This is a genomic window from Pseudomonas sp. JV414, assembly GCF_032424305.1.
GTDB classification, from domain to species: domain Bacteria; phylum Pseudomonadota; class Gammaproteobacteria; order Pseudomonadales; family Pseudomonadaceae; genus Aquipseudomonas; species Aquipseudomonas lini.
Genome location: NZ_VYKC01000002.1, coordinates 647,620 through 669,403, shown reverse-complemented (window position 1 = coordinate 669,403; position 21,784 = coordinate 647,620). Strand labels below are relative to the sequence as shown.

21 protein-coding genes and 1 tRNA gene are annotated in these 21,784 nt (G+C 60.5%); 16 read left to right on the top strand and 6 right to left on the bottom strand.

Translation table 11 applies throughout. The features are described 5' to 3' along the window. Nucleotides 1-207: 207 nt before the first annotated feature. From F6R97_RS03950 to F6R97_RS03935, 4 genes are all read right to left on the bottom strand, one after another. Complete coding sequence (locus F6R97_RS03950) at nucleotides 208-396, bottom strand: hypothetical protein (RefSeq protein WP_315866042.1); 189 nt, start codon at nucleotides 394-396, stop codon at nucleotides 208-210. Nucleotides 397-634: 238 nt separating this feature from the next. Beyond that, entirely contained in the window at nucleotides 635-1,327 is a 693-nt protein-coding gene (locus tag F6R97_RS03945; protein WP_315866041.1) for an SOS response-associated peptidase, read from the bottom strand. Nucleotides 1,328-1,447: 120 nt separating this feature from the next. Next, nucleotides 1,448-1,921 carry a hypothetical protein gene (locus F6R97_RS03940; protein WP_315866040.1) on the bottom strand — a complete coding sequence of 158 codons (474 nt, stop codon included), beginning with the start codon at nucleotides 1,919-1,921 and terminating at the stop codon, nucleotides 1,448-1,450. Nucleotides 1,922-1,925: 4 nt separating this feature from the next. Then, nucleotides 1,926-2,013 (bottom strand) — tRNA-Ser (locus tag F6R97_RS03935). 124 nt (nucleotides 2,014-2,137) lie between these two features. On the opposite strand from F6R97_RS03935, the gene F6R97_RS03930 reads away from it, so the two are divergent. Further along, a complete protein-coding gene (locus F6R97_RS03930; protein ID WP_007898177.1) occupies nucleotides 2,138-2,809 on the top strand; it encodes a Bax inhibitor-1/YccA family protein in 672 nt (223 codons plus the stop codon). A gap of 87 nt (nucleotides 2,810-2,896) precedes the next feature. On the opposite strand, the gene F6R97_RS03925 is transcribed toward F6R97_RS03930, so the two are convergent. Continuing rightward, on the bottom strand, nucleotides 2,897-3,334 hold the full coding sequence (locus F6R97_RS03925) for an Lrp/AsnC family transcriptional regulator (RefSeq protein WP_008006559.1): 438 nt from the start codon (nucleotides 3,332-3,334) through the stop codon (nucleotides 2,897-2,899). 135 nt (nucleotides 3,335-3,469) lie between these two features. Here F6R97_RS03925 and F6R97_RS03920 point away from each other — a divergent pair, with 135 nt between their 5' ends. Next, nucleotides 3,470-4,363: a DMT family transporter gene (locus F6R97_RS03920; protein WP_315866039.1), complete on the top strand. Its 894-nt coding sequence runs from the start codon at nucleotides 3,470-3,472 to the stop codon at nucleotides 4,361-4,363. Nucleotides 4,364-4,369: 6 nt separating this feature from the next. Here the strand turns inward: F6R97_RS03920 and F6R97_RS03915 are convergent, their stop codons facing one another. After that, nucleotides 4,370-5,995 carry an NADP-dependent glyceraldehyde-3-phosphate dehydrogenase gene (locus F6R97_RS03915; RefSeq protein ID WP_315866038.1) on the bottom strand — a complete coding sequence of 542 codons (1,626 nt, stop codon included), beginning with the start codon at nucleotides 5,993-5,995 and terminating at the stop codon, nucleotides 4,370-4,372. Nucleotides 5,996-6,194: 199 nt separating this feature from the next. On the opposite strand from F6R97_RS03915, the gene F6R97_RS03910 reads away from it, so the two are divergent. From F6R97_RS03910 to F6R97_RS03845, 14 genes are all read left to right on the top strand, one after another. Next, nucleotides 6,195-7,082: a Dyp-type peroxidase gene (locus tag F6R97_RS03910; RefSeq protein ID WP_038982892.1), complete on the top strand. Its 888-nt coding sequence runs from the start codon at nucleotides 6,195-6,197 to the stop codon at nucleotides 7,080-7,082. Between the two features lie 16 nt (nucleotides 7,083-7,098). Further along, nucleotides 7,099-8,067, top strand: a complete 969-nt coding sequence (locus F6R97_RS03905; RefSeq protein WP_315866037.1) for a Gfo/Idh/MocA family oxidoreductase — start codon at nucleotides 7,099-7,101, stop codon at nucleotides 8,065-8,067. A 195-nt stretch (nucleotides 8,068-8,262) separates the two neighbouring features. Then, entirely contained in the window at nucleotides 8,263-9,015 is a 753-nt protein-coding gene (locus F6R97_RS03900) for a GntR family transcriptional regulator (protein ID WP_315866036.1), read from the top strand. Continuing rightward, the gene (locus F6R97_RS03895; RefSeq protein WP_315866035.1) at nucleotides 9,012-10,757 is read left to right on the top strand and encodes a fumarate reductase/succinate dehydrogenase flavoprotein subunit; all 1,746 of its coding nucleotides are present in this window, start codon (nucleotides 9,012-9,014) and stop codon (nucleotides 10,755-10,757) included. Before F6R97_RS03900 ends, F6R97_RS03895 begins: the two co-directional genes overlap by 4 nt. A 25-nt stretch (nucleotides 10,758-10,782) precedes the next feature. Then, the gene (locus F6R97_RS03890; protein WP_003180418.1) at nucleotides 10,783-11,028 is read left to right on the top strand and encodes a ferredoxin family protein; all 246 of its coding nucleotides are present in this window, start codon (nucleotides 10,783-10,785) and stop codon (nucleotides 11,026-11,028) included. 265 nt (nucleotides 11,029-11,293) lie between these two features. After that, nucleotides 11,294-12,697: an ABC transporter substrate-binding protein gene (locus F6R97_RS03885; RefSeq protein WP_050681208.1), complete on the top strand. Its 1,404-nt coding sequence runs from the start codon at nucleotides 11,294-11,296 to the stop codon at nucleotides 12,695-12,697. A gap of 165 nt (nucleotides 12,698-12,862) precedes the next feature. Further along, nucleotides 12,863-13,645: an ABC transporter permease gene (locus tag F6R97_RS03880; RefSeq protein ID WP_048392689.1), complete on the top strand. Its 783-nt coding sequence runs from the start codon at nucleotides 12,863-12,865 to the stop codon at nucleotides 13,643-13,645. Next, nucleotides 13,645-14,493: an ABC transporter ATP-binding protein gene (locus tag F6R97_RS03875; RefSeq protein ID WP_315866034.1), complete on the top strand. Its 849-nt coding sequence runs from the start codon at nucleotides 13,645-13,647 to the stop codon at nucleotides 14,491-14,493. Before F6R97_RS03880 ends, F6R97_RS03875 begins: the two co-directional genes overlap by 1 nt. Further along, complete coding sequence (locus tag F6R97_RS03870; RefSeq protein ID WP_315866033.1) at nucleotides 14,490-15,452, top strand: HEAT repeat domain-containing protein; 963 nt, start codon at nucleotides 14,490-14,492, stop codon at nucleotides 15,450-15,452. Before F6R97_RS03875 ends, F6R97_RS03870 begins: the two co-directional genes overlap by 4 nt. Beyond that, nucleotides 15,449-15,733 (top strand): DUF971 domain-containing protein, encoded by a 285-nt coding sequence (locus F6R97_RS03865; protein ID WP_048392695.1) that lies wholly within the window; start codon nucleotides 15,449-15,451, stop codon nucleotides 15,731-15,733. The genes F6R97_RS03870 and F6R97_RS03865 overlap by 4 nt, the downstream gene beginning before the upstream one ends. A 139-nt stretch (nucleotides 15,734-15,872) precedes the next feature. Further along, the gene (lexA, locus tag F6R97_RS03860) at nucleotides 15,873-16,490 is read left to right on the top strand and encodes a transcriptional repressor LexA (RefSeq protein ID WP_048392697.1); all 618 of its coding nucleotides are present in this window, start codon (nucleotides 15,873-15,875) and stop codon (nucleotides 16,488-16,490) included. After that, on the top strand, nucleotides 16,490-17,107 hold the full coding sequence (imuA, locus tag F6R97_RS03855) for a translesion DNA synthesis-associated protein ImuA (RefSeq protein WP_123722357.1): 618 nt from the start codon (nucleotides 16,490-16,492) through the stop codon (nucleotides 17,105-17,107). The genes lexA and imuA overlap by 1 nt, the downstream gene beginning before the upstream one ends. Nucleotides 17,108-17,114: 7 nt before the next feature. After that, nucleotides 17,115-18,530 (top strand): DNA polymerase Y family protein, encoded by a 1,416-nt coding sequence (locus tag F6R97_RS03850; protein WP_315866032.1) that lies wholly within the window; start codon nucleotides 17,115-17,117, stop codon nucleotides 18,528-18,530. Beyond that, nucleotides 18,527-21,604, top strand: a complete 3,078-nt coding sequence (locus F6R97_RS03845; protein WP_315866031.1) for an error-prone DNA polymerase — start codon at nucleotides 18,527-18,529, stop codon at nucleotides 21,602-21,604. Before F6R97_RS03850 ends, F6R97_RS03845 begins: the two co-directional genes overlap by 4 nt. Nucleotides 21,605-21,784 lie beyond the last annotated feature (180 nt).

Below are 21,784 nucleotides of genomic sequence, written 5' to 3'. Positions count from 1 at the left end.
TTTGCGTGGGTGTAAATGTAGTCAGCTGATCCCCGGGTTAGGCCTCTCCATGAAGGGGACACCTTGCCCGGATATTTTTGAAAGTCTGATAGGCCGTGGGCCAAAAAGGTCGCCACGAAATTTAGAACAGCAGTTTGCTGATCGACTGGGTAGTTTTGGAACTCAAGAGCGAACAGATCGTTATAAGAAACGGAATAGGCCAAGCGATCATCCTTGATGGGTTTTCAAATTGCCTTCCGCACGCTTGGCCGTAGCCAAAATATGCTCTCTTATCTGTTCAATTGTCAGGCCATCGGGAATGGTGCGGCGCGGCATATTCTGGGCCGTTTTCATTCGATCGACGTCAATTGCGACGGAGTGATCACTCGTTTCTGTTGAAGAATGCATGGTAACCATGATGTTTACCCCGGAGGGTGAGGGCTTACGAGCTAGAGCCTAGCTGAACTGTTTTCAAATGCTAGGATCGATTCGGCCTAAATTGGATAAAAAATTTGCATGAGCGTCGCATCGTGTTTTTTCGTCTTGACAATGTCAATGTTTAAAAAAAGTCAGTGACGAAGTGCATGCGTTATAGACAACCTCTTGCTACTTGAGTGCCTAATTTCTTCAATTTTCTTATGGAAGCTCTTTAGGTTCACATAGCGCCAGCTGGACCGGCCCTGATCAGGTCCGGCCCCTGATTCCGCACGTTTCCAATTGCCCGGTCCACCTTGAAGCACTCGAAAGCCTCAGTCCGTTCCCCCTGGAGCAGCACCATTTGCTCAGCGCGCTCGTTAGGTGTTGCCGGATCCAGCCATTCTCGGGCCAGCTCGGGGCTGAGCGTCACCGGCTGGCGATCGTGAATGTCCACCATGCCGCCCTTGCTGTCTGCGGTGATGATCACGAAGCCGTCATATTCACTCGGACCAAATTCGGCGCTTGGGTATTGGCCGATCGCGGCACACAGGATCGGCGACCGGTCTTTCCGGCGGATCAGGTAGGGTTGTTTCTTCGGTCCGCCTTCGTCGACCCATTCGAACCAGTTGTTGATTGCGATGATTGCCCGGTGTGGCCAAATCGCTTTGAAGAATGGACCGTGGGCGACTTTTTCCACCCTGGCATTGATTGGCGCGGCACGGTCCTTGGCCCAATGCGGCCGCCATCCCCAGCGAACCATGTCGGCCCGGAGAAACTGACCTTCCTGGTGGAAGAGAGCGAGCTGAGTGGTTGGTGCCGCGTTGTAGAGCTCGAAAGGCTGGTCGCCTGCGTAATTGATCAGCGCGTTGGGCATGCTTAGCGTCGCGACAAAGTCCTGAATGCCGCTGTATTGGGAAAGGCGTCCACACATGGGTCAAGTTCTCCTCCTGTGCATTTAGCGTAGTCCAGCTCCCCTGCTGCAAAAGGATGAAACGTTACCGATCGTCAGCGTCCAATTGAGCAATCGCCAATTCACTTGGATACTGTTTTTTTATCCAGTGTCGAGCAAGCAATGCTTTTCCTGATTGTGCCCATGAGAGAGGGCGGTGTCGCCAGAGCGAAAAGGGATATCGCCAGTGCCGAGCCAGTAAGGGGCGATATCATTTTTGCCAGCGCACCGTCGGACATCCTCAAAAGAACGTCCAGCACCGCATCTCTGCGGCATGGTGCCTGGCCGGGTGATGCGCCACCGCTTCGACCGCTTCTTGATGCTCGCCTGACTAGCATGGCAACGCTCGGCTTCACGCTGAGTGGTCTGGAAGAGGTCGATGGTGTTCTGTACGCGCAGTCTTGGTATTGCAGGGAGGCTTAATTGTGTATCGATAGGCAGGACGCCGGAGGAGGGAGAAAAGCGGAAAGTTTTGTAACGGTTACCAAATAGTTTTGTAACGCCTTCAAAAAACGAAGGCCGCGCCCAAACCCCAGAAACGAAAAAGCCCTGAATAATCAGGGCTTTGTCGTACATAAGATGGCGGAGGCGATGGGATTCGAACTCATGGACCTGTTACAGTCGACGGTTTTCAAGACCGTTGCCTTAAACCACTCGGCCACACCTCCGTTTGCGTTGCGGGCGCCATAATACCTGAATGAAACACACTGTCAAACTCTCTGCATGGCTTGTTACAGAGCGTCTGTTATGATCTTTGCGACTGAACGTTTCAAACCCAACAGGAGTGTCGCCATGCGCGAACAGGATTACGCAGTTAATAACAGCGTGCAGGCTGAGCAGCTAGAGGTTAGCCGCGTCCTGCGCAACACTTACGGCTTACTCGCTCTCACCCTCGCATTCAGCGGCGTGATGGCGTTTGTCGCGCAGCAGATGCGTGTCGGCTACCCGAATATCTTCGTGGTGCTGATCGGCTTCTACGGCCTTTTCTTTCTCACCAACAAACTCCGTGACTCGGCCTGGGGCCTGGTGTCTGCGTTCGCGCTGACCGGTTTCATGGGTTTCCTGCTCGGCCCGATCCTCAACCGTTACCTGGGTATGCAGGGCGGCGCGGAAGTGGTCAGTTCGGCCTTCGCGATGACCGCGCTGGTGTTTGGCGGCCTGTCGGCTTATGTGCTGATCACCCGCAAGGACATGAGCTTCCTCGGTGGTTTCATCACGGCCGGTTTCTTTGTGCTGCTGGGCGCGACTCTGGCAAGCTTGTTCTTCCAGATCAGCGGTCTGCAACTGGCGATCAGCGCAGGTTTCGTGCTGTTCTCGTCGGTGTGCATTCTGTTCCAGACCAGCGCCATCATTCACGGCGGCGAGCGTAACTACATCATGGCGACCATCAGCCTGTATGTATCGATCTACAACCTGTTCGTCAGCTTGCTGCAACTGTTCGGCATCATGAGCCGCGATGATTGATCGCCAGCCTTGAGTAAAAAACCCGCTTCGGCGGGTTTTTTATTGTTCGTGATTTGGCTCAGTTCGTGGGTTTCAACAAAACAGCACTCAAGCCATCGGCGGCAGCCGGCGCTTGACCGGGGTCTTCTTGACGATGGCGGTGTTGGTTTCGGCGTGGCTGTTGAGGCGGTCGAGGAGGGTGTCCAGTTGTTCCATCGAGCGCACATGCAGGCGGGCGATGAAACAGTCGTCGCCGGTGACTTTGTCGCACTCGGTGAATTCGGGGATGGCCTGAATCTGTCGCTCCACTTCCTGTAACTGGCCTGGCAACGGGCGGATGCGGACGATGGCCTGGAGTTGGTAGCCGAAGCATTTGGGGTCGATCTCGACGGTGTAGCCCTTGAGCACGCCACGTTCTTCGAGGCGGCGCAGGCGCTCGGCGACACTGGGCGAGGACAGGCCACTGATCTGTGCCAGGGCCTTGAGCGAGCGGCGTGAGTCTTCCATCAGCGCGCTGATCAGCACTTGGTCGATGTCGTCGGTCATGGCGAATCCCCTGTTAGGCAATCGGCTGAATAAGCCTTGATAAAAAAGGCAGAAGCCGAGTTTAGCCTGCTTTTTGCGCTGGAGAAGCCCCCCGGTGGATTGGCATACTTTGGGCTCAAACACGGGAGGTTGATGATGGACAAAACACTACGTCGCGGCTCATTCGAAATGACCGCCGCCATGCTGATTTCCGGGACCATTGGTTGGTTCGTGCTGGTGTCCGGGCAACCGGTGCTGGATGTAGTGTTCTGGCGTTGCGTGTTCGGCGCCGGCACGTTGTTGCTGATTTGTGCGGCATTCGGTTTCCTGCGCCCCGGCATTCTGACCCGCACCACGTTCTTGCTGGCCGTGCTCAGCGGCGTGGCGATTGTCGGCAACTGGGTGCTGTTATTCGCGTCTTACTCCCGCGCCTCGATTGCCATTGGCACGGCAGTTTATAACGTCCAGCCGTTCATGCTGGTAGGGCTTGCCGCGTTGTTCCTCAACGAGAAGATCACCCTGCAGAAACTGTTCTGGCTGGGCATTTCGTTTCTCGGCATGCTGGCGATTGTCAGCGCACATGGTGAGCAGGGTGAGGGCGGCAACGATTACCTGATGGGGATTGGTCTGGCGCTGGGGGCTGCCTTTCTGTACGCGATTGCCGCGCTGATCATCAAACGCCTGACCGGTACGCCACCGCATCTGATTGCGTTGATCCAGGTCTGCACCGGCGTGCTGTTGCTCGCGCCCTTTGCGCACTTCTCGGCAATACCGCAAACGCCCGATGCCTGGGCCAGTCTGGTGACCCTGGGCATCGTGCATACCGGTTTGATGTATGTGCTGCTCTACGGCGCGATTCAAAAACTGCCGACAGCGCTGACCGGTGCGCTGTCGTTCATCTACCCGATTGCAGCGATTTTCGTTGACTGGTTCGCCTTCGGCCATCGCCTGGAACCGCTGCAATGGATCGGTGTCGCCGCGATTCTGTTGGCCGCCGCCGGGATGCAGCAGGGGTGGGGCCTGAAGCTTCGGCGGGTGGCGGCGCAATAACAGACCTCAGAAGATGTAGTCAGTGGTCAGGAAGCTCGAGTTTCGTCCGCTGATGATCTCGCTGAGAAGCTCTTTGCTGCTCTCCTGGAATTTGGTCGCCACCAGGGTCCGAATCGAAAACACTCGCAGCGCATCATGTACCGACAGCGTGCCTTCGGCGGAGTTCTTGCGACCATTGAACGGATAGGTGTCAGGACCGCGCTGGCACTGGGCGTTGAGGTTGATCCGGCCGACCTGGTTGGCGAAGGTGTCCACCAGTCTGCCGACCGCCACCGGGTTGGTGCCGAAGATGCTCAGTTGCTGGCCGAAGTCGGATTCCAGGACGTAATCGATCACGGTGTCCAGATGACGGTAAGGCACGATCGGCACGACCGGGCCGAACTGTTCTTCCTGGTAGACGCGCATTTGCGGGTTCACCGGGTACAACACGGCCGGGTAGAAGAACGATGCGCGGGATTCACCGCCGTTAGGGTTGACCAGGGCTGCGCCTTTGCTGACTGCGTCCGCCACCAGCGTGTGCAGGTAATCGACCTTGCCTGACTCCGGCAATGGCGTGAGGGCCACGCCGCTGTCCCACGGCATGCCGGGTTTGAGGCTGGCGAGTTTGGCGTTGAATTTTTCGATGAACGCCTCGACCACATCTTCATGGACGAAGAGGATTTTCAACGCAGTGCAACGCTGGCCGTTGAACGACAGGGAACCGGTGACGGCTTCGCTGACCGCGTTGTCCAAATCGACCTCTGGCAGAACGATGCCGGGGTTCTTCGCATCCAGGCCCAGCGCCGCGCGCAAGCGGTGAGGCCTTGGGTGGAGTTTTTTCAGGTCGCTGGCGGCCTTGTTGGTGCCGATGAACGCAAAGATATCGATCTTGCCGCTGGCCATCAGCGCACTGACGGTTTCGCGGCCGCTGCCGTAAATGACGTTGATCACCCCGGCCGGGAAGCTGTCGCGGAACGCTTCGAGCAGCGGGCGAATCAACAGCACGCCAAGCTTGGCCGGCTTGAACACCACGGTGTTGCCCATGATCAGCGCCGGAATCAGCGTGGTGAAGGTTTCGTTCAGCGGATAGTTGTAAGGCCCCATGCACAACGCCACGCCCAACGGCACGCGGCGGATCTGGCCGAGGGTGTCCTGCTCCAGTTCGAAGCGGCTGGAGCGGCGGTCGAGTTCCTTGAGGGCGTTGATGGTGTCGACGATGTAGTCGCAGGTGCGGTCGAACTCTTTCTCCGAGTCCTTGAGGTTTTTGCCGATCTCCCACATCAGCAACTTGACCACCGCCTCGCGCTGTTCGCGCATGCGAGCAAGGAAGGTTTCGACGTGCTGGATACGCTCGGCCACGCGCATGGTCGGCCACAGGCCCTGGCCGCGATCATAGGCGCGGACGGCGGCGTCGAGCGCGGTCAGTGCGGTGTCGGCATCGAGCAGCGGCGTGCTGCCGAGGATCACTTGTTCGTCGCCATTCGCGCCGCTCAGGTACACCGGGCTGCGGACTTTGGCGAGGGGCCCGGACCAGGTTTTCAGTTCACCGTCGACCAGGTATTCGCGCTGTTCGGTCTGGCCGTTGAGGCGGTACTTTTCCGGGACGTTGTCGGCGGAGGGAAACAGGTTGCCAAGGATTTGTGCTGTGGTCATGTCGCTACCCCGTCTGGATTGGGTGATGCGGATAAGGTGTTATCGCTACGTTCCGTTATTAGGTCAAGGCCTGATCAGCATAGCTGAATCGTTTTACCAAGATCGCAACACATTGTCATGACCCGCTGATCTTTTGACCTGAGCGCACACAACTGAGCATCCCCCGGTTAAACTTCACGCTCTTTCTGAAGGAGTTCATATGAGTTATTACCAGCCGGGCATTCTCGCCACCCCTGTTCCGCCTCAAGCTCGTCATATGTTCTTCGCCCTCGAATCCGCCGAGGCACTGCCGGCTGCGCTGGATAACCTGATGCGCCTGGTGGACGGAAAGTCGGCGGTGGTCGGCTTCGGTGAATCCCTGGTCAAGGCGCTGCACGCGCAGATCGACGGGCTGCGTGCCTTTCCTGCGCTGGTCGGTGTCGGCGTCGACAACCCGTCGACCCAACACGCGCTCTGGTGCTGGCTACACGGTGTTGACCGTGGCGAACTGCTCAATCGCAGTCATGCGATCGAAGCCGCGCTGGCACCGGCCCTGCGTCTGGTGCAGATGAACGAAACCTTCCGCCACATGAGCGGCCATGACCTGACCGGTTACGAAGACGGCACCGAAAACCCTCACGACGAAGCCGCTGTCGCGGCCGCATTACTGAGCGAAGGCGCGGACGGGCTGGTCGGTGGCAGCTTCGCCGCGATCCAGCAATGGCAGCATGACTTGAAGGGCTTTCACGCGATGCCGTCCCACGAGAAGGACAACATCATGGGTCGGCGCCTGAGCGACAACGAAGAACTCGACGACGCGCCGATCTCCGCCCACGTCAAACGCACCGCCCAGGAAAGTTTCACACCCGAAGCCTTCGTGGTCCGTCGTTCGATGCCGTGGATCGAAGGCGATCGTGCCGGCCTGATGTTCCTGGCCTTCGGTTTTTCCCTCGACGCGTTCGAATCCCAGCTGCGGCGCATGAGCGGTCTGGAAGACGGCATCACCGACGGTCTGTATCGCATCAGCCGACCGATCACCGGCGGCTACTACTGGTGCCCACCGCTCAAGGACGGTCGCCTCGACCTGCGCGCACTGCGCATCGGTTGAACCTCAAGGAGTGTCTATGAGCGTGGTGCGCTGGGGCATGATTGGATGCGGCAGTGTGGCCGAGCGCAAGAGCGGGCCGGCGTTCTACAAGGCGCCCGGCTCGGCGCTGGTGGCGGTGATGGGGCGGCGTTTGGATGCGGTGACCGATTACGCCGCGCGCCACGGCATTGCCCGGGCCTACACCGACGCCGACGCATTGATCAATGACCCTGAGGTGGACGCGGTGTACATCGCCACGCCTCCCGACAGCCATCACGCTTACAGCCTGCAAGTGGCCGCCGCTCGCAAGCATTGCTGCGTCGAAAAACCGATGTCGCTGAATGCCGGGCAAAGCCGTGAGATGCAAAAGGTCTTTACCGAGGCCGGATTGTACTTGTTCGTTTCTTATTATCGACGCTCGTTGCCGCGCTTCCAGCAGGTGCGGCAATGGCTGGAGGAGGGCCGGATCGGCGAAGTCCGGCACTTGACCTGGACGTTGACCAAAGCGCCTTCACCGAGCGACCTTGGCGGCACAGACAACTGGCGCACCGACCCGGCGATTGCCGGCGGTGGTTATTTCGCCGACCTCGCCAGTCATGGCTTCGACCTGTTCCAGTACCTGCTGGGCGACATCGTCGAAGTCGCCGGTTTCACCGCGCATCAGGCTGGCCTCTATGCCGCCGAAGACGCCGTCAGCGCCAGTTGGCGGTTTGCCTCCGGGGCGTTGGGCATGGGCTGCTGGAATTTCGTGGCAGACCGTCGCGAGGACCGGGTGGAGGTGATCGGCAGCCAAGGCCGGATCAGCTTTTCGGTGTTCGACGAACACCCGGTACAGCTTGAAGCCGATGAACACCTCAGCCTGAACATCGAACATCACGACCACATCCAGTGGCACCACGTGCTGGGCATGAACGCCCACATCCGTGGTGGGGCTCAGCACCCGACGCTGGCCGAACAGGCGTTGAAGACTGATTGGGTGATGGACCAGATCCTCAAGCGCAGCTGAAGAAATAAATCAAAAGATCGCAGCCTTCGGCAGCTCCTACGGATGTACGCGACCCCCTGTAGGAGCTGCCGAAGGCTGCGATCTTTTGATCTTCGCGTTTTGCGCGAATCTAACCTTATGCCCAAACAATATTTCTCAACCCGCGCACCGCCTCTCTAAGATCACGTCATAACTCGTTATAACAAGTGATCTTCCATGACTGATAGCGTTCTTTCCCTCAGCAGCATCCCGCTGCACACCCAACTGCGTGATGTGCTTCGCGCTCGGATTCTCGACGGCGAATACCCGCAAGACAGCCAGATGCCCTCCGAAAGCGAGCTCGGCACGTTGTTCAAAGTCAGCCGCATCACCGTGCGCCAAGCCCTGGGCGATCTGCAAAAAGAAGGGCTGATCTTCAAGATTCACGGCAAGGGCACGTTCGTGGCCAAACCGAAAACCTTCCAGAACGTCAGCACCCTGCAAGGCCTGGCCGAGTCCATGACCGGTCGCGGCTACGAGGTGATTAACCGCCTGCGTAGCTTCAAATACATTGCCGCCGATAAGCTCGTCGCCGAACGTTTACAGGTGACTGAAGGCGAGATCGTGGCGCAAATCAAACGCGTGCGGCTGATCAATCGCGAGCCGATCTCGCTGGAAATCACGTATCTGCCCAAAGACATCGGTGAGCGGCTGGAGAAGGCCGACCTGGTGACTCGCGACATTTTCCTGATCCTGGAAAACGACTGCGGCCTGGCCCTCGGGCACGCCGATCTGGCCATCGATGCGGTGCTGGCTGACAGCGACCTGACCCAGGCGCTGAACGTCGAACCCGGCTCGCCGATCATGCGCATCGAGCGCCTGACCCACAGCGCCGATGGCCAGCCCCTGGACTTCGAACACCTTTACTACCGCGGCGATGCCTTCCAGTACCGCTTGCGGATCGACCGGCAAAAAGGGGCGCAGGCATGACCCACTGCTCTATCACCAGAAGCACTCTGGAACAGGAATACGACATCGTCGTGATCGGCGGCGGCACCGCAGGCCCGATGGCAGCGATCAAGGCCAAGGAGCGCAACCGCGATTTGCGCGTGCTGCTGATCGACAAGGCCAACGTCAAACGCAGCGGCGCGATCAGCATGGGCATGGACGGGTTGAACAACGCGATCATTCCCCGACACTCGACACCGGAGCAGTACACCAAGGAAATCACCATCGCCAACGACGGCATCGTCAATCAGGCGGCGGTGTATGCCTACGCGACCCACAGTTTCGAAACGATCGAGCAGCTGGACCGCTGGGGTGTGAAATTCGAGAAGGACGAGACCGGCGATTACGCGGTCAAGAAAGTCCACCACATGGGCGCCTACGTGCTGCCGATGCCGGAAGGGCATGACATCAAGAAAGTCCTGTACCGCCAGTTGAAACGAGCGCGAGTGAGCATCACTAATCGGCTGGTCTGCACGCGCTTGCTGACGGACGAGGAGGGCGCGGTCAACGGTGTGATGGGCTTTGATTGCCGTACAGCCGACTTCCATGTGATCAAGGCCAAAGCGGTGATCCTGTGCTGCGGCGCCGCCGGGCGTCTGGGTTTGCCATCCTCGGGTTACCTGATGGGCACCTACGAAAACCCCACCAATGCCGGCGACGGTTACGCCATGGCTTATCACGCCGGGGCCGAACTGGCGAACCTCGAATGCTTTCAGATCAACCCGCTGATCAAGGATTACAACGGCCCGGCCTGCGCCTACGTCACCGGCCCGCTGGGTGGCTACACCGCCAACAACAAGGGCGAGCGCTTCATCGAGTGCGACTACTGGAGCGGGCAGATGATGTGGGAGTTCCACCAGGAACTCGAAAGCGGCAATGGCCCGGTGTTCCTCAAACTCGATCACCTGGCCGAGGAAACCATCCAGAACATCGAAGAGATCCTGCACAGCAACGAACGCCCGAGTCGCGGCCAGTTTCACGCCAATCGCGGCACTGATTACCGCACGCAGATGGTCGAGATGCACATCTCCGAAATCGGTTTTTGCAGCGGTCATTCGGCGTCCGGCGTGTGGGTTAACGAGAAAGCCGAGACGTCGGTGAAGGGTTTGTACTCGGCGGGTGACATGGCGGCGGTGCCGCATAACTACATGCTCGGCGCATTCACCTACGGCTGGTTTGCCGGCACCAACGCGGCGGACTTTGTGGCCGGGCGCGAGTTTTCAGCGCTGGATGCGGATCAGATCGAAACAGAAAAGGCTCGGGTTTATGCACCGCTGGAGCGCGAACACGGTCTGCCGCCGGCTCAGGTCGAGTACAAACTGCGGCGCTTCGTGAACGACTACCTGCAACCGCCGAAAGTGTCCAAGAAGATGCAAATCGGCCTGCAACGCTTCAGCGATATCCAGCGCGACCTGGACCAGATCAAGGCCCACAACGCCCACGAATTGATGCGTGCGATGGAGGTCAGCATGATCCGCGACTGCGCCGAAATGGCCGCCCGCGCTTCGCTGTTTCGCGCCGAAAGTCGCTGGGGGCTTTACCACTATCGGGTCGACCACCCGCAACGCAACGACAGCGAGTGGTTCTGTCATTGCCACCTGAAGAAGGGCGATGACGGCGCGATGACCAGTTTCAAGAAAGCCGTCGAACCTTACATCATCCCGCTGGACGCCGAAGAAATGCAGGCTTACGACCGGCTGCGGGTCGGTGCCTTTGCCGCCTGAGCATCACCCAAGAGAGAAACCGCCAATGGCCTATCAACCCCAGGAAATCTTCTTCCGCTCCAACGCCCCCGTCACGGTCGACGAGGACAAATGCATCGCCCACAAAGGCTGCACCGTGTGCGTCGACGTCTGCCCGATGGACCTGCTGGCGATCAACCCGGCCACGCAAAAGGCCTACATGGCGTTCGACGAATGCTGGTACTGCATGCCGTGTGAGAAGGACTGCCCGACGGGGGCGGTGAAGGTCGAAATACCCTATTTGTTGCGCTGAGTGTGGGCACAGATGGCATCTCCATTGATTGATCGGACGCCTTCGCGAGCAAGCCCGCTCCCACAATGATTTGTGCTGTGCCTCAGATTTTGAAAACTCCAAAGAACCCTGTGGGAGCGGGCTTGCTCGCGAAGAGGCCAGCCCAAACAACCACAAAGCCATCCGGCAACTCCCGGACGCTCGATTCAAAACACCCCTCGTTTCCCACCGCGCCCTGATCGTGGCGGAGACGAACATCCTATAAATGATTCGAGGGGATACACCTATGTTGCGTGCAGCATTAGCCGGTCTGGTACTGGCCTCATTCACCTTGTCGGCTTCAGCCGAAACCATCCGCATTGCCATCGGCACGCAGGACACCACCATCAACTGCGCCGCCGGCGGTCTGCTGATCCGCGAGCTCGGTCTGCTGGACAAATACCTCCCTCACGACGGCTCCTACAAAGACGCCCAATACGACGTGCAGTGGAAGAACTTCACCAGCGGCGCGCCGCTGACCAACGAGATGGTCGCCGGCAAACTCGACTTCGGCGCCATGGCCGATTTCCCAGGTTCGTTCAACGGTGTGGCGTTCGAAACGGCGGGCAAGCACAGCCTGTTCATCAGCGTGCTGTCGGGCAGTATCAAGGGCAGCGGCAATGGCATCGTGGTGCCGAGCGCGTCGGGCGTGCAGTCGTTGGCGGAGCTCAAGGGCAAGACCATTTCCGTACCGTTCGCGTCCACCGCCCATGGCATGTTGTTGCGCGCCGTCGCGGCTCAAGGCTGGGACCCGCTCAAGGATGTGAACATCATCGCCCAAGCGCCGGAAGTCGCCGGTTCCGCACTGCAGGCCGGCAAGATCGAAGCGCACGCCGACTTTGTGCCATTCGCCGAACTGTTCACCAGCCGCGGTTTCGCTCGCAAGATTTATGACGGCTCCCAGGCCAACACGCCGACCTTCCACGGCGCCTTGGTCGATCAGAGCTACGCGAAAAAGTACCCGGAAATCGTCGTCGCCTATCTGCGCGCGAGCATCGAGGCCAATCAGCTGCTGGGGGCGGAACCGGAAAAATACAGCGAGCTGATCGCCAAGGTCACCGGTGTCGATGCCGAGGTCAATTACCTGTTCCACGGTCCGCTGGGCGTACAAACCCGGGACCTGAGCTGGAAGCCGGAATACCGTCAGGCGGTGGGCACGGCTATCGATACCCTCAAGTTGTTGAAGAAGGCTGATCGTGGTCTCGATCTGAATACCTTCATCGACGACCAGTACATTCGTGCCGCGTTCAAGGCGTCGAAACTGGACTACACCGCGCAACTGGCCAACTACGCACAAGCACCTCTGAAGGCGGTGGATGCGCTGGACGGTAAAACCATTACCGACTTCAGCCACGTGGCGGAAATCTGGGTGCGTGGCGAGCCGAAAGTCCGCCAATACGCCTCGGCGGAATCGGCTTTCACCGCGTTAGCCAGCCTGAAGCAGGAAGGCAAAAACATCCGCGCGGTGTATGCCCAGGCCAGTGACAGCGGGATCAAATTGCTGGCGGATCAGGCGTGGTTTGCCAGCGATGCGAAAGGGCGCCTCAGCGCGTTCTTGCTCAAAGGCCAGGCCCAACAATTCGCCACGGCCCAGGGCGGCAAAGTCTTCGACTTCACCGACGCCACCACCCAGGCCGTCGCCGTTCGCTAACCCCGATCCTCTGTACCCGATGGCTCGCGATTTAAACACGGTCAATGTAGGAGCTGCCGAAGGCTGCGATCTTTTGATCTTGTTCTTCGGTGGCTTTGAAACCGCCAAAAGATCGCAGCCTTCGGCAGCTCCTACAGGTGATGTGTTCGCCATTGGAAATTATGTATGTCCCGATCATTTTCACGCTGGCTCCCCCGGGCCTCCTCATTACTGCTTTGCCTGCTGTTCTGGCAACTCGCCGCCACTCACCACTGGAACCTCGGTCTGGTCACCTTCGCTAATGTCCCGACACCCATGGCAGTCATCGAAGCAGCCCTCGGTCTAGGCGATTCCGGCAAGCTCGCTCAACACCTGAGCAGCAGCCTCGGCCGGGTCTTCGCCGGTTACCTCGCGGCGCTGATCATCGGCATCGCTTTGGGCCTGGCCATCGGTCGTTCGAAATGGGCCGAAGATTTATTGCTGCCACCTCTGGAAGTCCTGCGCCCGATCCCTGCCGTGGCCTGGATTCCCCTGGCGATCCTGATGTTCCCATCGTCGGAATTGTCCATGGTTTTCATCACCTTCACCGGCGCGTTGTTCCCTATTCTGCTCAACACCGTGCACGGCGTCGAAGGCGTCGACCCGCGATTGATCGCCTCGGCGAAAAGCCTCGGGGCAGGGCGTCGGGCGATTCTGCTGGAGGTGATTCTGCCGGGCGCCGCGCCGAGCATCATCACTGGCCTCGCCATCGGCATGGGCACCTCGTGGTTCTGCCTGGTGACCGCAGAAATGATCTCCGGCCAGTACGGCATCGGCTACTACACCTGGGAGTCCTACACCATTCAGAACTACGCCGACATCGTGGTCGGCATGTTGCTGATCGGCGTGCTCGGGATGGGCAGCAGTCTGTTGATCAAACGCCTAGGCGGGCTATTCACGCCTTGGCACCGACCACGAGGAAAAGCCTGATGAGCGTGATGCAAAGTCCTGAAGGGCGGATCGACATCCACCAATTGTCCATCGTCCTCGGTGAAGGCCCGCAGGCGTTCGAAGCCGTGCAAGGCCTCGACTGCCAAATCGAACCGGGACAGTTCGTGTGCATTCTCGGGCCGTCCGGTTGCGGTAAATCGACCTTGCTCGGCGCGCTGGCCGGCCACCTGCAGCCGCGCAGCGGTACGCTGAGTGTCGACGGTGCGCAGGTTTCGGGGCCATCGCCGCAGCATGGCATGGTCTTCCAGCAACACACGCTGTTCCCTTGGCGCACGGTGCGCGACAACGTGGCGTTCGGCCTGAAAATGCGCGGCATCGGCACAGCCGAACGGCATACAGCGGCTGACGAAATGCTCGCCCTTGTGGGCCTCGAAGGCTTTGCCGAGCGTTGGCCGAATCAGCTGTCGGGCGGCATGCAGCAACGGGTGGAAATCGCCCGGGTGCTGATCAATCGTCCGCGCCTGTTGCTGATGGACGAACCCTTCGGCGCCCTCGATGCGCTGACCCGGTTGAACATGCAGGAACTGCTGCTGGACATCTGGACGCGAATTCGCACCACCGTGGTGTTCGTCACCCATGACATCGACGAAGCGCTGTTCCTCGCCGATCGCCTGCTGGTCATGAGTTCGCGTCCGGGCAAAATCATCGAAGACCTGCGCCTGGACTTCCCCCGGCCACGCACCACCGAACTGGTGACGAGCCATGAATTTTCCCGCTTGAAGCGTCATTGCCTCGAGTTGCTGCGTCACGAAGACGGTCGGCAGTTACCGCGCCTGAACCCTCTCGGACTTCCCCCTGAAAACCCACTGCCGCGATTTGCCCTATGACCTCTCTATTCGATGTAACCGATAACGACGACATCCTTGCCCTGCAACCGCGCCTGACCGATGAAGACCCTGTCGTGCGTCGTATCGCCTTGATCGAGCTGGCCGATCTCGAAGAGGCGGATGGCTTGCTGTGGCTGGTCAATCGATTGGCTGAAGACCCGACCGAAGAAGTGCGCGCCGAAGCCGCGCGATTGTTGGAAGCCTGGGAGGATGAACCAGTGGTCGAAGCGCTGTGCCAGGCGCTGACCGACCCGTCGCTGGCAGTGCAGTCTGCCGCTGCGCAAAGCCTCAGCCTGCTCAAGAGCGAGGCGGCGGGGAGGGTGATTCTGCCGTGGACCGCACATGCCGACATCAGCGTGCGCGTCGCGGCTTTCAGGGCCTTGCGCGAGTTGCGTTTTCCCGAGGCTGCCTCCGCGGCATTGTCAGCGTTGGACGATAGGGACGCCAATGTCCGGCGTGAAGCGGTCGGCGTACTCGGCTGGCTCAAGCAGCTCGATGCGTTGCCTGCCCTGGCCCGACTCGCCAGCCACGACCCGGACACCGAAGTCCGCCGCGCCGCCACCGGCGCCCTCGGCCTGTCGTCCGATGCGCAAGTGCTGCCGGCGCTGCGTCAGGCGTTGCAGGACCAGGCCTGGCAAGTGCGCGAAGAAGCCGCCACCACATTGGGCAAAGTCGGCCACGCCGACGCCGGTTCTGCCTTGGTCGAAGCCTTGAGCGATGATTACTGGCAAGTCCGCCTGCGCGCCACCCGCAGCCTTGGCCGTTTGCGTTACGTTCCGGCGCTCGAAGCGTTGATCGAAACCCTCGGCCATCGCATCAGCAATTTGCGCAAGGAAGCCGCCCTGGCCCTTGGCGAATTGAACGATCAAGGCGCCATCGCCGCATTACAGGCGGCGCAAGATGACGGCGACCCGGAAGTGCGCAAAGCCGTGCGCATTGCGTTGAGTCAGCTGCAATGAACCCGGTGGCGATTGGTAATTCCAAGAGCAAACAACAGCTGCGATTGAACTGGCCGGATGGCCGTGAGCAGGTACTCGATCACACCGAACTGCGCCGCCAATGTCCGTGTTCACAATGCCGGGCATTTCGGTTGCAGGGCCTGACGGTGAAAGTGGATGAGCGCATCCGCGTGGTCGAACTCAATGCCCAGGGCTACGGCCTGCAACTGATCTTCAGTGATGGCCATGAGCGCGGCATCTACCCGTGGCCCTACCTGTCCGGGTTAACCCCACCCCCGTAGGAGCTGTGTAGGAGCTGTCGAGTGAAACGAGGCTGCGATCTTTTGATCTTGTTCTTTAAAAACACATCAAAAGATCGCAGCCTCGTTTCTCTCGACAGCTCCTACAAGTGCTTGTCAGGAAAAACGCAAAAGAGTACAAATGTACTCCATGACGACTTTAACTCCCCGCCGTACCGCCATCCTGACCTTCATCCGCGATCGAATCGCCGAACACGGTCAGCCCCCGAGCCTCGCTGAAATCAGCGAGGCCTTTGGCTTCGCCTCTCGTAGCGTGGCGCGCAAGCATGTGTTGGCGCTGACCGAGGCCGGTTTTATCGAGGTCAATGCGCATCAGGCGCGCGGTATCCGGCTGCTGAATCAACCGCCGCGGCCCGAGTTGCTGGACGTTCCGGTACTCGGTCGAGTGGCGGCCGGTGCGCCGATCGGTGCCGATGCCGAAGTCCACAGCCGTTTGCTGCTTGATCCGTCGATCTTCTCGCGGGTGCCGGATTACATGCTGCGGGTGCAGGGCGATTCGATGATTGAGGACGGCATTCTCGACGGTGATCTGGTGGGTGTGCGGCGCAATCCCGAAGCGGTCAACGGTCAGATTGTGGTGGCGCGGCTCGATGGCGAAGTCACCATCAAGCGTTTTGAGCGGGTCGGCGATTCTGTTCGCCTGTTACCGCGCAACCCGGCTTACAAGCCGATCATTGTTCGAGCCGATCAGGATCTGGCCATCGAAGGGGTGTTTTGCGGTCTGGTGAGGCAAGGGTGATGGGCGCCGTCGTTGCGTTGGATACGCTGTTCAATGGTGGCCAGGTCTGGAAGGGCCGGCCTGCGCCACCGGCCGTCAGCCCACAACCCACCGGGCATGCGGCGCTGGATGCGGCATTGCCCACGGGCGGCTGGCCGGAAGCGGCGCTGACTGAAATCCTGCTGGCCGGGCAGGGCGTGGGTGAGTTGCAACTGGTGTGGCCGGCGCTGGCGCGGCTGTCGGCGGCAGGTGAGCGCATCGTGCTGGTGGCGCCGCCTTACGTGCCGTATCCCCAGGCCTGGCAGAACGCCGGGGTCGATCTGCGGCAACTGTCGATCATCCAGGCCAGCGAGCGCGATGCGCTGTGGGCGGCGGAACAATGCCTGCGTTCGGGCAGTTGCGGGGCGGTGTTGTGCTGGCCGCACAAAGCCGACGATCGAGCGTTGCGACGTTTGCAGGTGGCAGCGGAAACAGGGCAGACCCTGGCGTTCGCCTATCGCTCGATCAGTGAAGCCATCAACCCGTCGCCAGCGGCCCTGCGCATCGCCATCGACGCCAAACCTGCTCAGTTGCGGGTGCTCAAGTGCCGGGGCGGGCTGGCCCGTTCGGCGCCGATTGCCTTTGCCGTCGGGCATTGAGGTTGCCATGCGCTGGGTTTGCATTCTCTTCCCGCAATTGGCGCTGGACGCGGTACTGCGTCAGCGCCCCGACCCCAACGAACCGCTGGCGCTGCTGACCGGTCCGGCCCAGCGTCGGGTGCTGCAAGCGGTCAACGGTTCGGCGCGGGCGCTGGGCTTGCGGCCCGGCCAGTCGATGACCGCCGCTCAGGCCTTGAGCAAAGGTTTTGTCACCGCCGAATACGACGCAACGGAGATCGAACACTGGCAGCAGTTTCTGGCTGCCTGGGCCTATCGATTCAGCTCTCAGGTCAGCGTGCATTACCCGCGAGCCGTGGTGTTTGAAATCGAATCCAGCCTGGGCTTGTTCGGGCCCTGGCCGCAGTTCGAGGCGCGGTTGCGGGCCGAACTCGGCGAGCTGGGGTTTCGTCACCGGATTGTCGCCGCGCCCAACCCGGTGGCGGCGCGGGTATTGGCCAACGTTTATGACGGTCTGGTGGTGCCGGACAATGACGCTTTGCAGCACCACCTGGGGCAGTTGCCCGTTGACCGGATCGCTCTGGAGCCAAGCGTTGCCACGGCATTGTCGCGCATGGGGCTGCGCACCTTGAGTCAGGTGCAAACGCTGCCACGACATAGCCTGGCCCGGCGTTTCGAGGCTCAGGTGCTCAAGCATCTGGACACCCTGTTCGGCGAGCGACGGCTGGCGCTGGCGTTTTACCTGCCGCCGGACCGTTTCGATGTGCGCATCGAGCTTAATTTCGATGTGCAATCCCATCAGGCATTGCTGTTTCCGTTGCGCAGGCTGACCGGCGATCTGGCGGCGTTCCTCTGCGGGCGGGACAGCGGTGTGCAGCGTTTTGACCTGCTCCTGGAGCACTCCGGGTTGCCAGACACGCTGATCAAGGTCGGCCTGCTCAGCGCCGAGCGCGATCCGGCGATGTTGTTCGAATTGGCCCGGGGGCGGCTGGAACAGGTTCAGGTCGAGGCGCCGGTGCGCGGTTTTCGTCTGCGCGCCGAAGAACTACCGGCCTTTGTGCCCCAGTACCAGGAACTGTTCGATGATCGTCCGCAGCAATCCTTGCCTTGGGAGCAACTGCGCGAACGCTTGCGCGCGCGATTGGGAGATGACGCGGTGCAAGGCTTGCGGTTCCAGGCCGATCACCGGCCGGAATGCGCGTGGCAGGCTAGTGTCGACAGCCAGACTTGTGAGGTGCTGCCTGCCGTGCAACGCCCGGGCTGGCTACTGACTGAACCGCAGGCAGTACACGAAGGTTCGACGCGCATCCTCATGGGGCCGGAACGCATCGAGTCGGGCTGGTGGGATGGCGACGATGTGCGTCGCGATTACTATCTGATCGAAACCCGCTCCGGTCAGCAGGGCTGGGCCTATCGGGCGGTGGGTGAAGGCGGTCCGTTGTGGCTGCAAGGCTGGTTCGCATGAGTGTCGACTATGCCGAACTGCACTGCCTGTCGAACTTCAGTTTCCAGCGCGGTGCTTCCAGTGCGCTTGAGCTTTTTCAACGGGCGAAAAAGCAGGGCTATCAAGCGTTGGCGATCACCGACGAATGCACCCTGGCGGGCATCGTCCGTGCCTGGCAGGCGGCCAAGGCTGTGGAATTGCCGCTGATCATCGGCAGTGAAATACGCATCGAAGACGGCCCGAAACTGGTGCTGTTGGTGGAAAACCTCGAGGGTTACCAAACCCTGTGCCGACTGATTACCCGCGCCAGACGCCGCACGCAGAAAGGCCAGTATCAGGTGCTGCGGGAGGATTTCGGCGAGCCGTTGCCGGGGCTGTTGGCGTTGTGGGTGCCGGACGCCGTCGATGACTTTGAGCAGGGCCACTGGCTGAAGCAGACTTTCGCCGAGCGCCTGTGGCTGAGCGTTCAGTTACATCGCGGGCAGGATGACACCCGGCGACTGGCGGCGCTGCTGACCCTGGCGCGGGAACTGCGGATCCCGGCGGTGGCCAGCGGCGATGTGCACATGCACGCCCGCGGCCGGCGTGCCTTGCAGGACACCATGACCGCGATCCGCCATCACCTATCGGTGGCCGAGGCCGGGTTGCGTCTGCACCCTAATGGCGAACGGCATCTGCGCAGCCTCGACGCCTTGCACGATCTCTATCCGCAGGCACTGCTCGACGAAACGCTGAACATCGCCCGGCGCTGCACGTTCGACCTCGGTCAGTTGCGCTATCAATATCCCCGGGAACTGGTGCCTGAAGGTCACACGGCCACGTCCTGGTTGCGGGAGTTGGCAGGAAAGGGTGTTCGGTGGCGCTGGGAAAAAGGCCCTAAAGCCGAGGTGTTGGCGCAGATCGACAAGGAACTGCAGCTGATTGCCGAGTTGGGGTACGAAAGTTATTTCCTGACGGTTCACGACATTGTGAATTTCGCCCGCAAGCAACACATTCTCTGTCAGGGGCGCGGTTCTGCGGCGAACTCGGCGGTGTGCTACGTGCTGGGGATCACGGAAATCGATCCGGAGCGGAGCACGCTGCTGTTCGAGCGTTTTCTCTCCAAAGAGCGCAACGAGCCGCCGGACATCGACGTGGATTTCGAACACGAGCGGCGTGAAGAAGTCCTGCAGTACGTGTTTCAGCGTTATGGTCGGGCCCGCGCGGCGTTGACGGCGGTGGTCAGCACTTACCATGGGGCCGGCGCAGTGCGCGATGTGGCCAAGGCACTGGGTTTGCCGCCGGATCAGGTCAACGCCCTGGCCGACTGCTGCGGCCACTGGAGTGATCAGGCACCACCCGTCGAGCGCCTGCGCGAAGGCGGCTTCGATCCCGACAGCCCGGTGTTGCGCCGGGTGCTGAGCTTGACGGGGCAGTTGATCGGTTTCCCCCGGCACCTGTCCCAGCACCCTGGCGGTTTCGTGATTTCCGAGCAGCCCCTGGACAGCCTGGTGCCGGTGGAAAACGCCGCCATGGCCGAGCGCACCATCATCCAGTGGGACAAGGACGATCTGGATGCGGTCGGGCTGCTCAAGGTCGATATTCTGGCGCTGGGCATGCTCAGCGCGATTCGCCGCTGTTTCGACCTGCTGCGTCGGCACCGTGGCCGTGACCTGAGCCTGGCGACGGTGCCGGCCGAAGACCCGCAAACCTACGAGATGATTGGCCATGCGGACACCATCGGGGTGTTCCAGATCGAATCCCGGGCACAGATGTCGATGTTGCCAAGGCTCAAGCCCAAGAATTTCTACGATCTGGTGATCGAGGTGGCGATCGTTCGGCCGGGGCCGATTCAGGGCGGGATGGTGCATCCCTATCTGCGGCGGCGTAAGGGCGAAGAAGAGGTGATCTACCCGTCGAAAGAACTCGAAGCGGTGCTGGAGCGTACATTGGGCGTGCCGCTGTTCCAGGAACAGGTGATGCAGATTGCGATTGTCGCCGCCGACTACAGCCCCGGCGAGGCCGATCAATTGCGCCGTTCCATGGCCGCCTGGAAACGCCACGGCGGACTGGAACCGCACAAGGAACGCCTGGCGGACGGAATGAAGAAAAACGGCTACACGGCGGAGTTCGCCGCGCAGATTTTCGAGCAGATCAAAGGCTTCGGCGATTACGGCTTTCCCGAATCCCACGCCGCCAGTTTCGCCTTGCTGACCTACGCCAGTTGCTGGTTGAAATGCCACGAGCCGGCAGCCTTTGCCTGTGCGCTGATCAACAGCTGGCCCATGGGTTTCTACAGCCCGGATCAGATTCTTCAGGACGCCCGCCGACATGATTTGCAGATTCGTCCGGTGGACGTGCGGGCCAGTGACTGGGATTGCAGCCTGGAACCGATCACCGACGCGCAACCGGCCATTCGCATGGGGTTGCGGATGATCAAAGGCTTTCGCGAGGACGATGCCAGGCGCATTGAAGTCGCACGGTCGAAAGGGGCGTTTGCCGACATCGCCGACCTTGGCGAACGGGCGCGACTTGATGCTCGCGCCCAGGAGCAACTGGCCGATGCCGGTGCGTTGCGCGGATTGGCCGGTGACCGGCATCGGGCGCGCTGGGAGGTGGCGGGGGTGCAGAAGCAGCTCGGCTTGTTTGCCGGTTTGCCGAGTCAGGAAGAGCCAGCGGTGTCTCTGCCCAAACCCACCGTGGGCGAGGACCTGCAAGCCGATTACAACAGTGTCGGCACTACCCTCGGCCCGCATCCGCTGGCATTGCTGCGGGGGGAATTAAAAGCCCGGCGTTGCCGCAGTTCGAAAGAACTTATGGATGTCGAGCACGGCCGACCGGTCAGCGTCGCCGGGTTGGTCACCGGCCGGCAACGCCCGGGCACTGCCAGCGGCGTGACCTTCGTGACGCTTGAAGACGAGTTCGGCAACGTCAACGTGGTGGTCTGGCGTGACCTGGCCGAACGGCAACGACAGGTATTGGTTGGCTCGCAATTGCTCAAGGTCGATGGGCGCTGGGAAAAGGAAGGCGAGGTGCGACACCTGATTGCCGGGCGCTTGAGCGACCTGAGTTCATTGCTCGACGGTATCCATGTACGCAGCCGGGATTTCCGCTGACCCTGATCATATGCTCCTACAGAAGCAATCACGTTCGCCGAAATACGGCCCCGACAAGAGCCGCTCGAGAATAAGCTATACCTCTATGAAACCATTGGCGTCGGCGGTGCTCGAAACAAACGGGCACGCACCGTCTTCTCATGCCGTTGCACTGCCTGAAAACATGTCACTCACAGGACA

Bases quoted from the DNA above. Each gene is read 5' to 3' on its own strand.
- F6R97_RS03945 (WP_315866041.1), bottom strand. From the start codon at position 1,327: ATGTGTGGACGCCTTTCCCAATACAGCGGCATTCAGGACTTTGTCGCG.
- F6R97_RS03850 (WP_315866032.1), top strand. From the start codon at position 17,115: ATGCGCTGGGTTTGCATTCTCTTCCCGCAATTGGCGCTGGACGCGGTA.
- F6R97_RS03845 (WP_315866031.1), top strand. From the start codon at position 18,527: ATGAGTGTCGACTATGCCGAACTGCACTGCCTGTCGAACTTCAGTTTC.
- F6R97_RS03915 (WP_315866038.1), bottom strand. From the start codon at position 5,995: ATGACCACAGCACAAATCCTTGGCAACCTGTTTCCCTCCGCCGACAAC.
- F6R97_RS03940 (WP_315866040.1), bottom strand. From the start codon at position 1,921: ATGTACGACAAAGCCCTGATTATTCAGGGCTTTTTCGTTTCTGGGGTT.
- F6R97_RS03910 (WP_038982892.1), top strand. From the start codon at position 6,195: ATGAGTTATTACCAGCCGGGCATTCTCGCCACCCCTGTTCCGCCTCAA.
- F6R97_RS03870 (WP_315866033.1), top strand. From the start codon at position 14,490: ATGACCTCTCTATTCGATGTAACCGATAACGACGACATCCTTGCCCTG.
- F6R97_RS03920 (WP_315866039.1), top strand. From the start codon at position 3,470: ATGGACAAAACACTACGTCGCGGCTCATTCGAAATGACCGCCGCCATG.
- imuA (WP_123722357.1), top strand. From the start codon at position 16,490: ATGGGCGCCGTCGTTGCGTTGGATACGCTGTTCAATGGTGGCCAGGTC.
- F6R97_RS03875 (WP_315866034.1), top strand. From the start codon at position 13,645: ATGAGCGTGATGCAAAGTCCTGAAGGGCGGATCGACATCCACCAATTG.
- F6R97_RS03885 (WP_050681208.1), top strand. From the start codon at position 11,294: ATGTTGCGTGCAGCATTAGCCGGTCTGGTACTGGCCTCATTCACCTTG.
- F6R97_RS03950 (WP_315866042.1), bottom strand. From the start codon at position 396: ATGGTTACCATGCATTCTTCAACAGAAACGAGTGATCACTCCGTCGCA.
- F6R97_RS03880 (WP_048392689.1), top strand. From the start codon at position 12,863: ATGTCCCGATCATTTTCACGCTGGCTCCCCCGGGCCTCCTCATTACTG.
- F6R97_RS03865 (WP_048392695.1), top strand. From the start codon at position 15,449: ATGAACCCGGTGGCGATTGGTAATTCCAAGAGCAAACAACAGCTGCGA.
- F6R97_RS03900 (WP_315866036.1), top strand. From the start codon at position 8,263: ATGACTGATAGCGTTCTTTCCCTCAGCAGCATCCCGCTGCACACCCAA.
- F6R97_RS03895 (WP_315866035.1), top strand. From the start codon at position 9,012: ATGACCCACTGCTCTATCACCAGAAGCACTCTGGAACAGGAATACGAC.
- F6R97_RS03905 (WP_315866037.1), top strand. From the start codon at position 7,099: ATGAGCGTGGTGCGCTGGGGCATGATTGGATGCGGCAGTGTGGCCGAG.
- F6R97_RS03890 (WP_003180418.1), top strand. From the start codon at position 10,783: ATGGCCTATCAACCCCAGGAAATCTTCTTCCGCTCCAACGCCCCCGTC.
- lexA (WP_048392697.1), top strand. From the start codon at position 15,873: ATGTACTCCATGACGACTTTAACTCCCCGCCGTACCGCCATCCTGACC.
- F6R97_RS03930 (WP_007898177.1), top strand. From the start codon at position 2,138: ATGCGCGAACAGGATTACGCAGTTAATAACAGCGTGCAGGCTGAGCAG.
- F6R97_RS03925 (WP_008006559.1), bottom strand. From the start codon at position 3,334: ATGACCGACGACATCGACCAAGTGCTGATCAGCGCGCTGATGGAAGAC.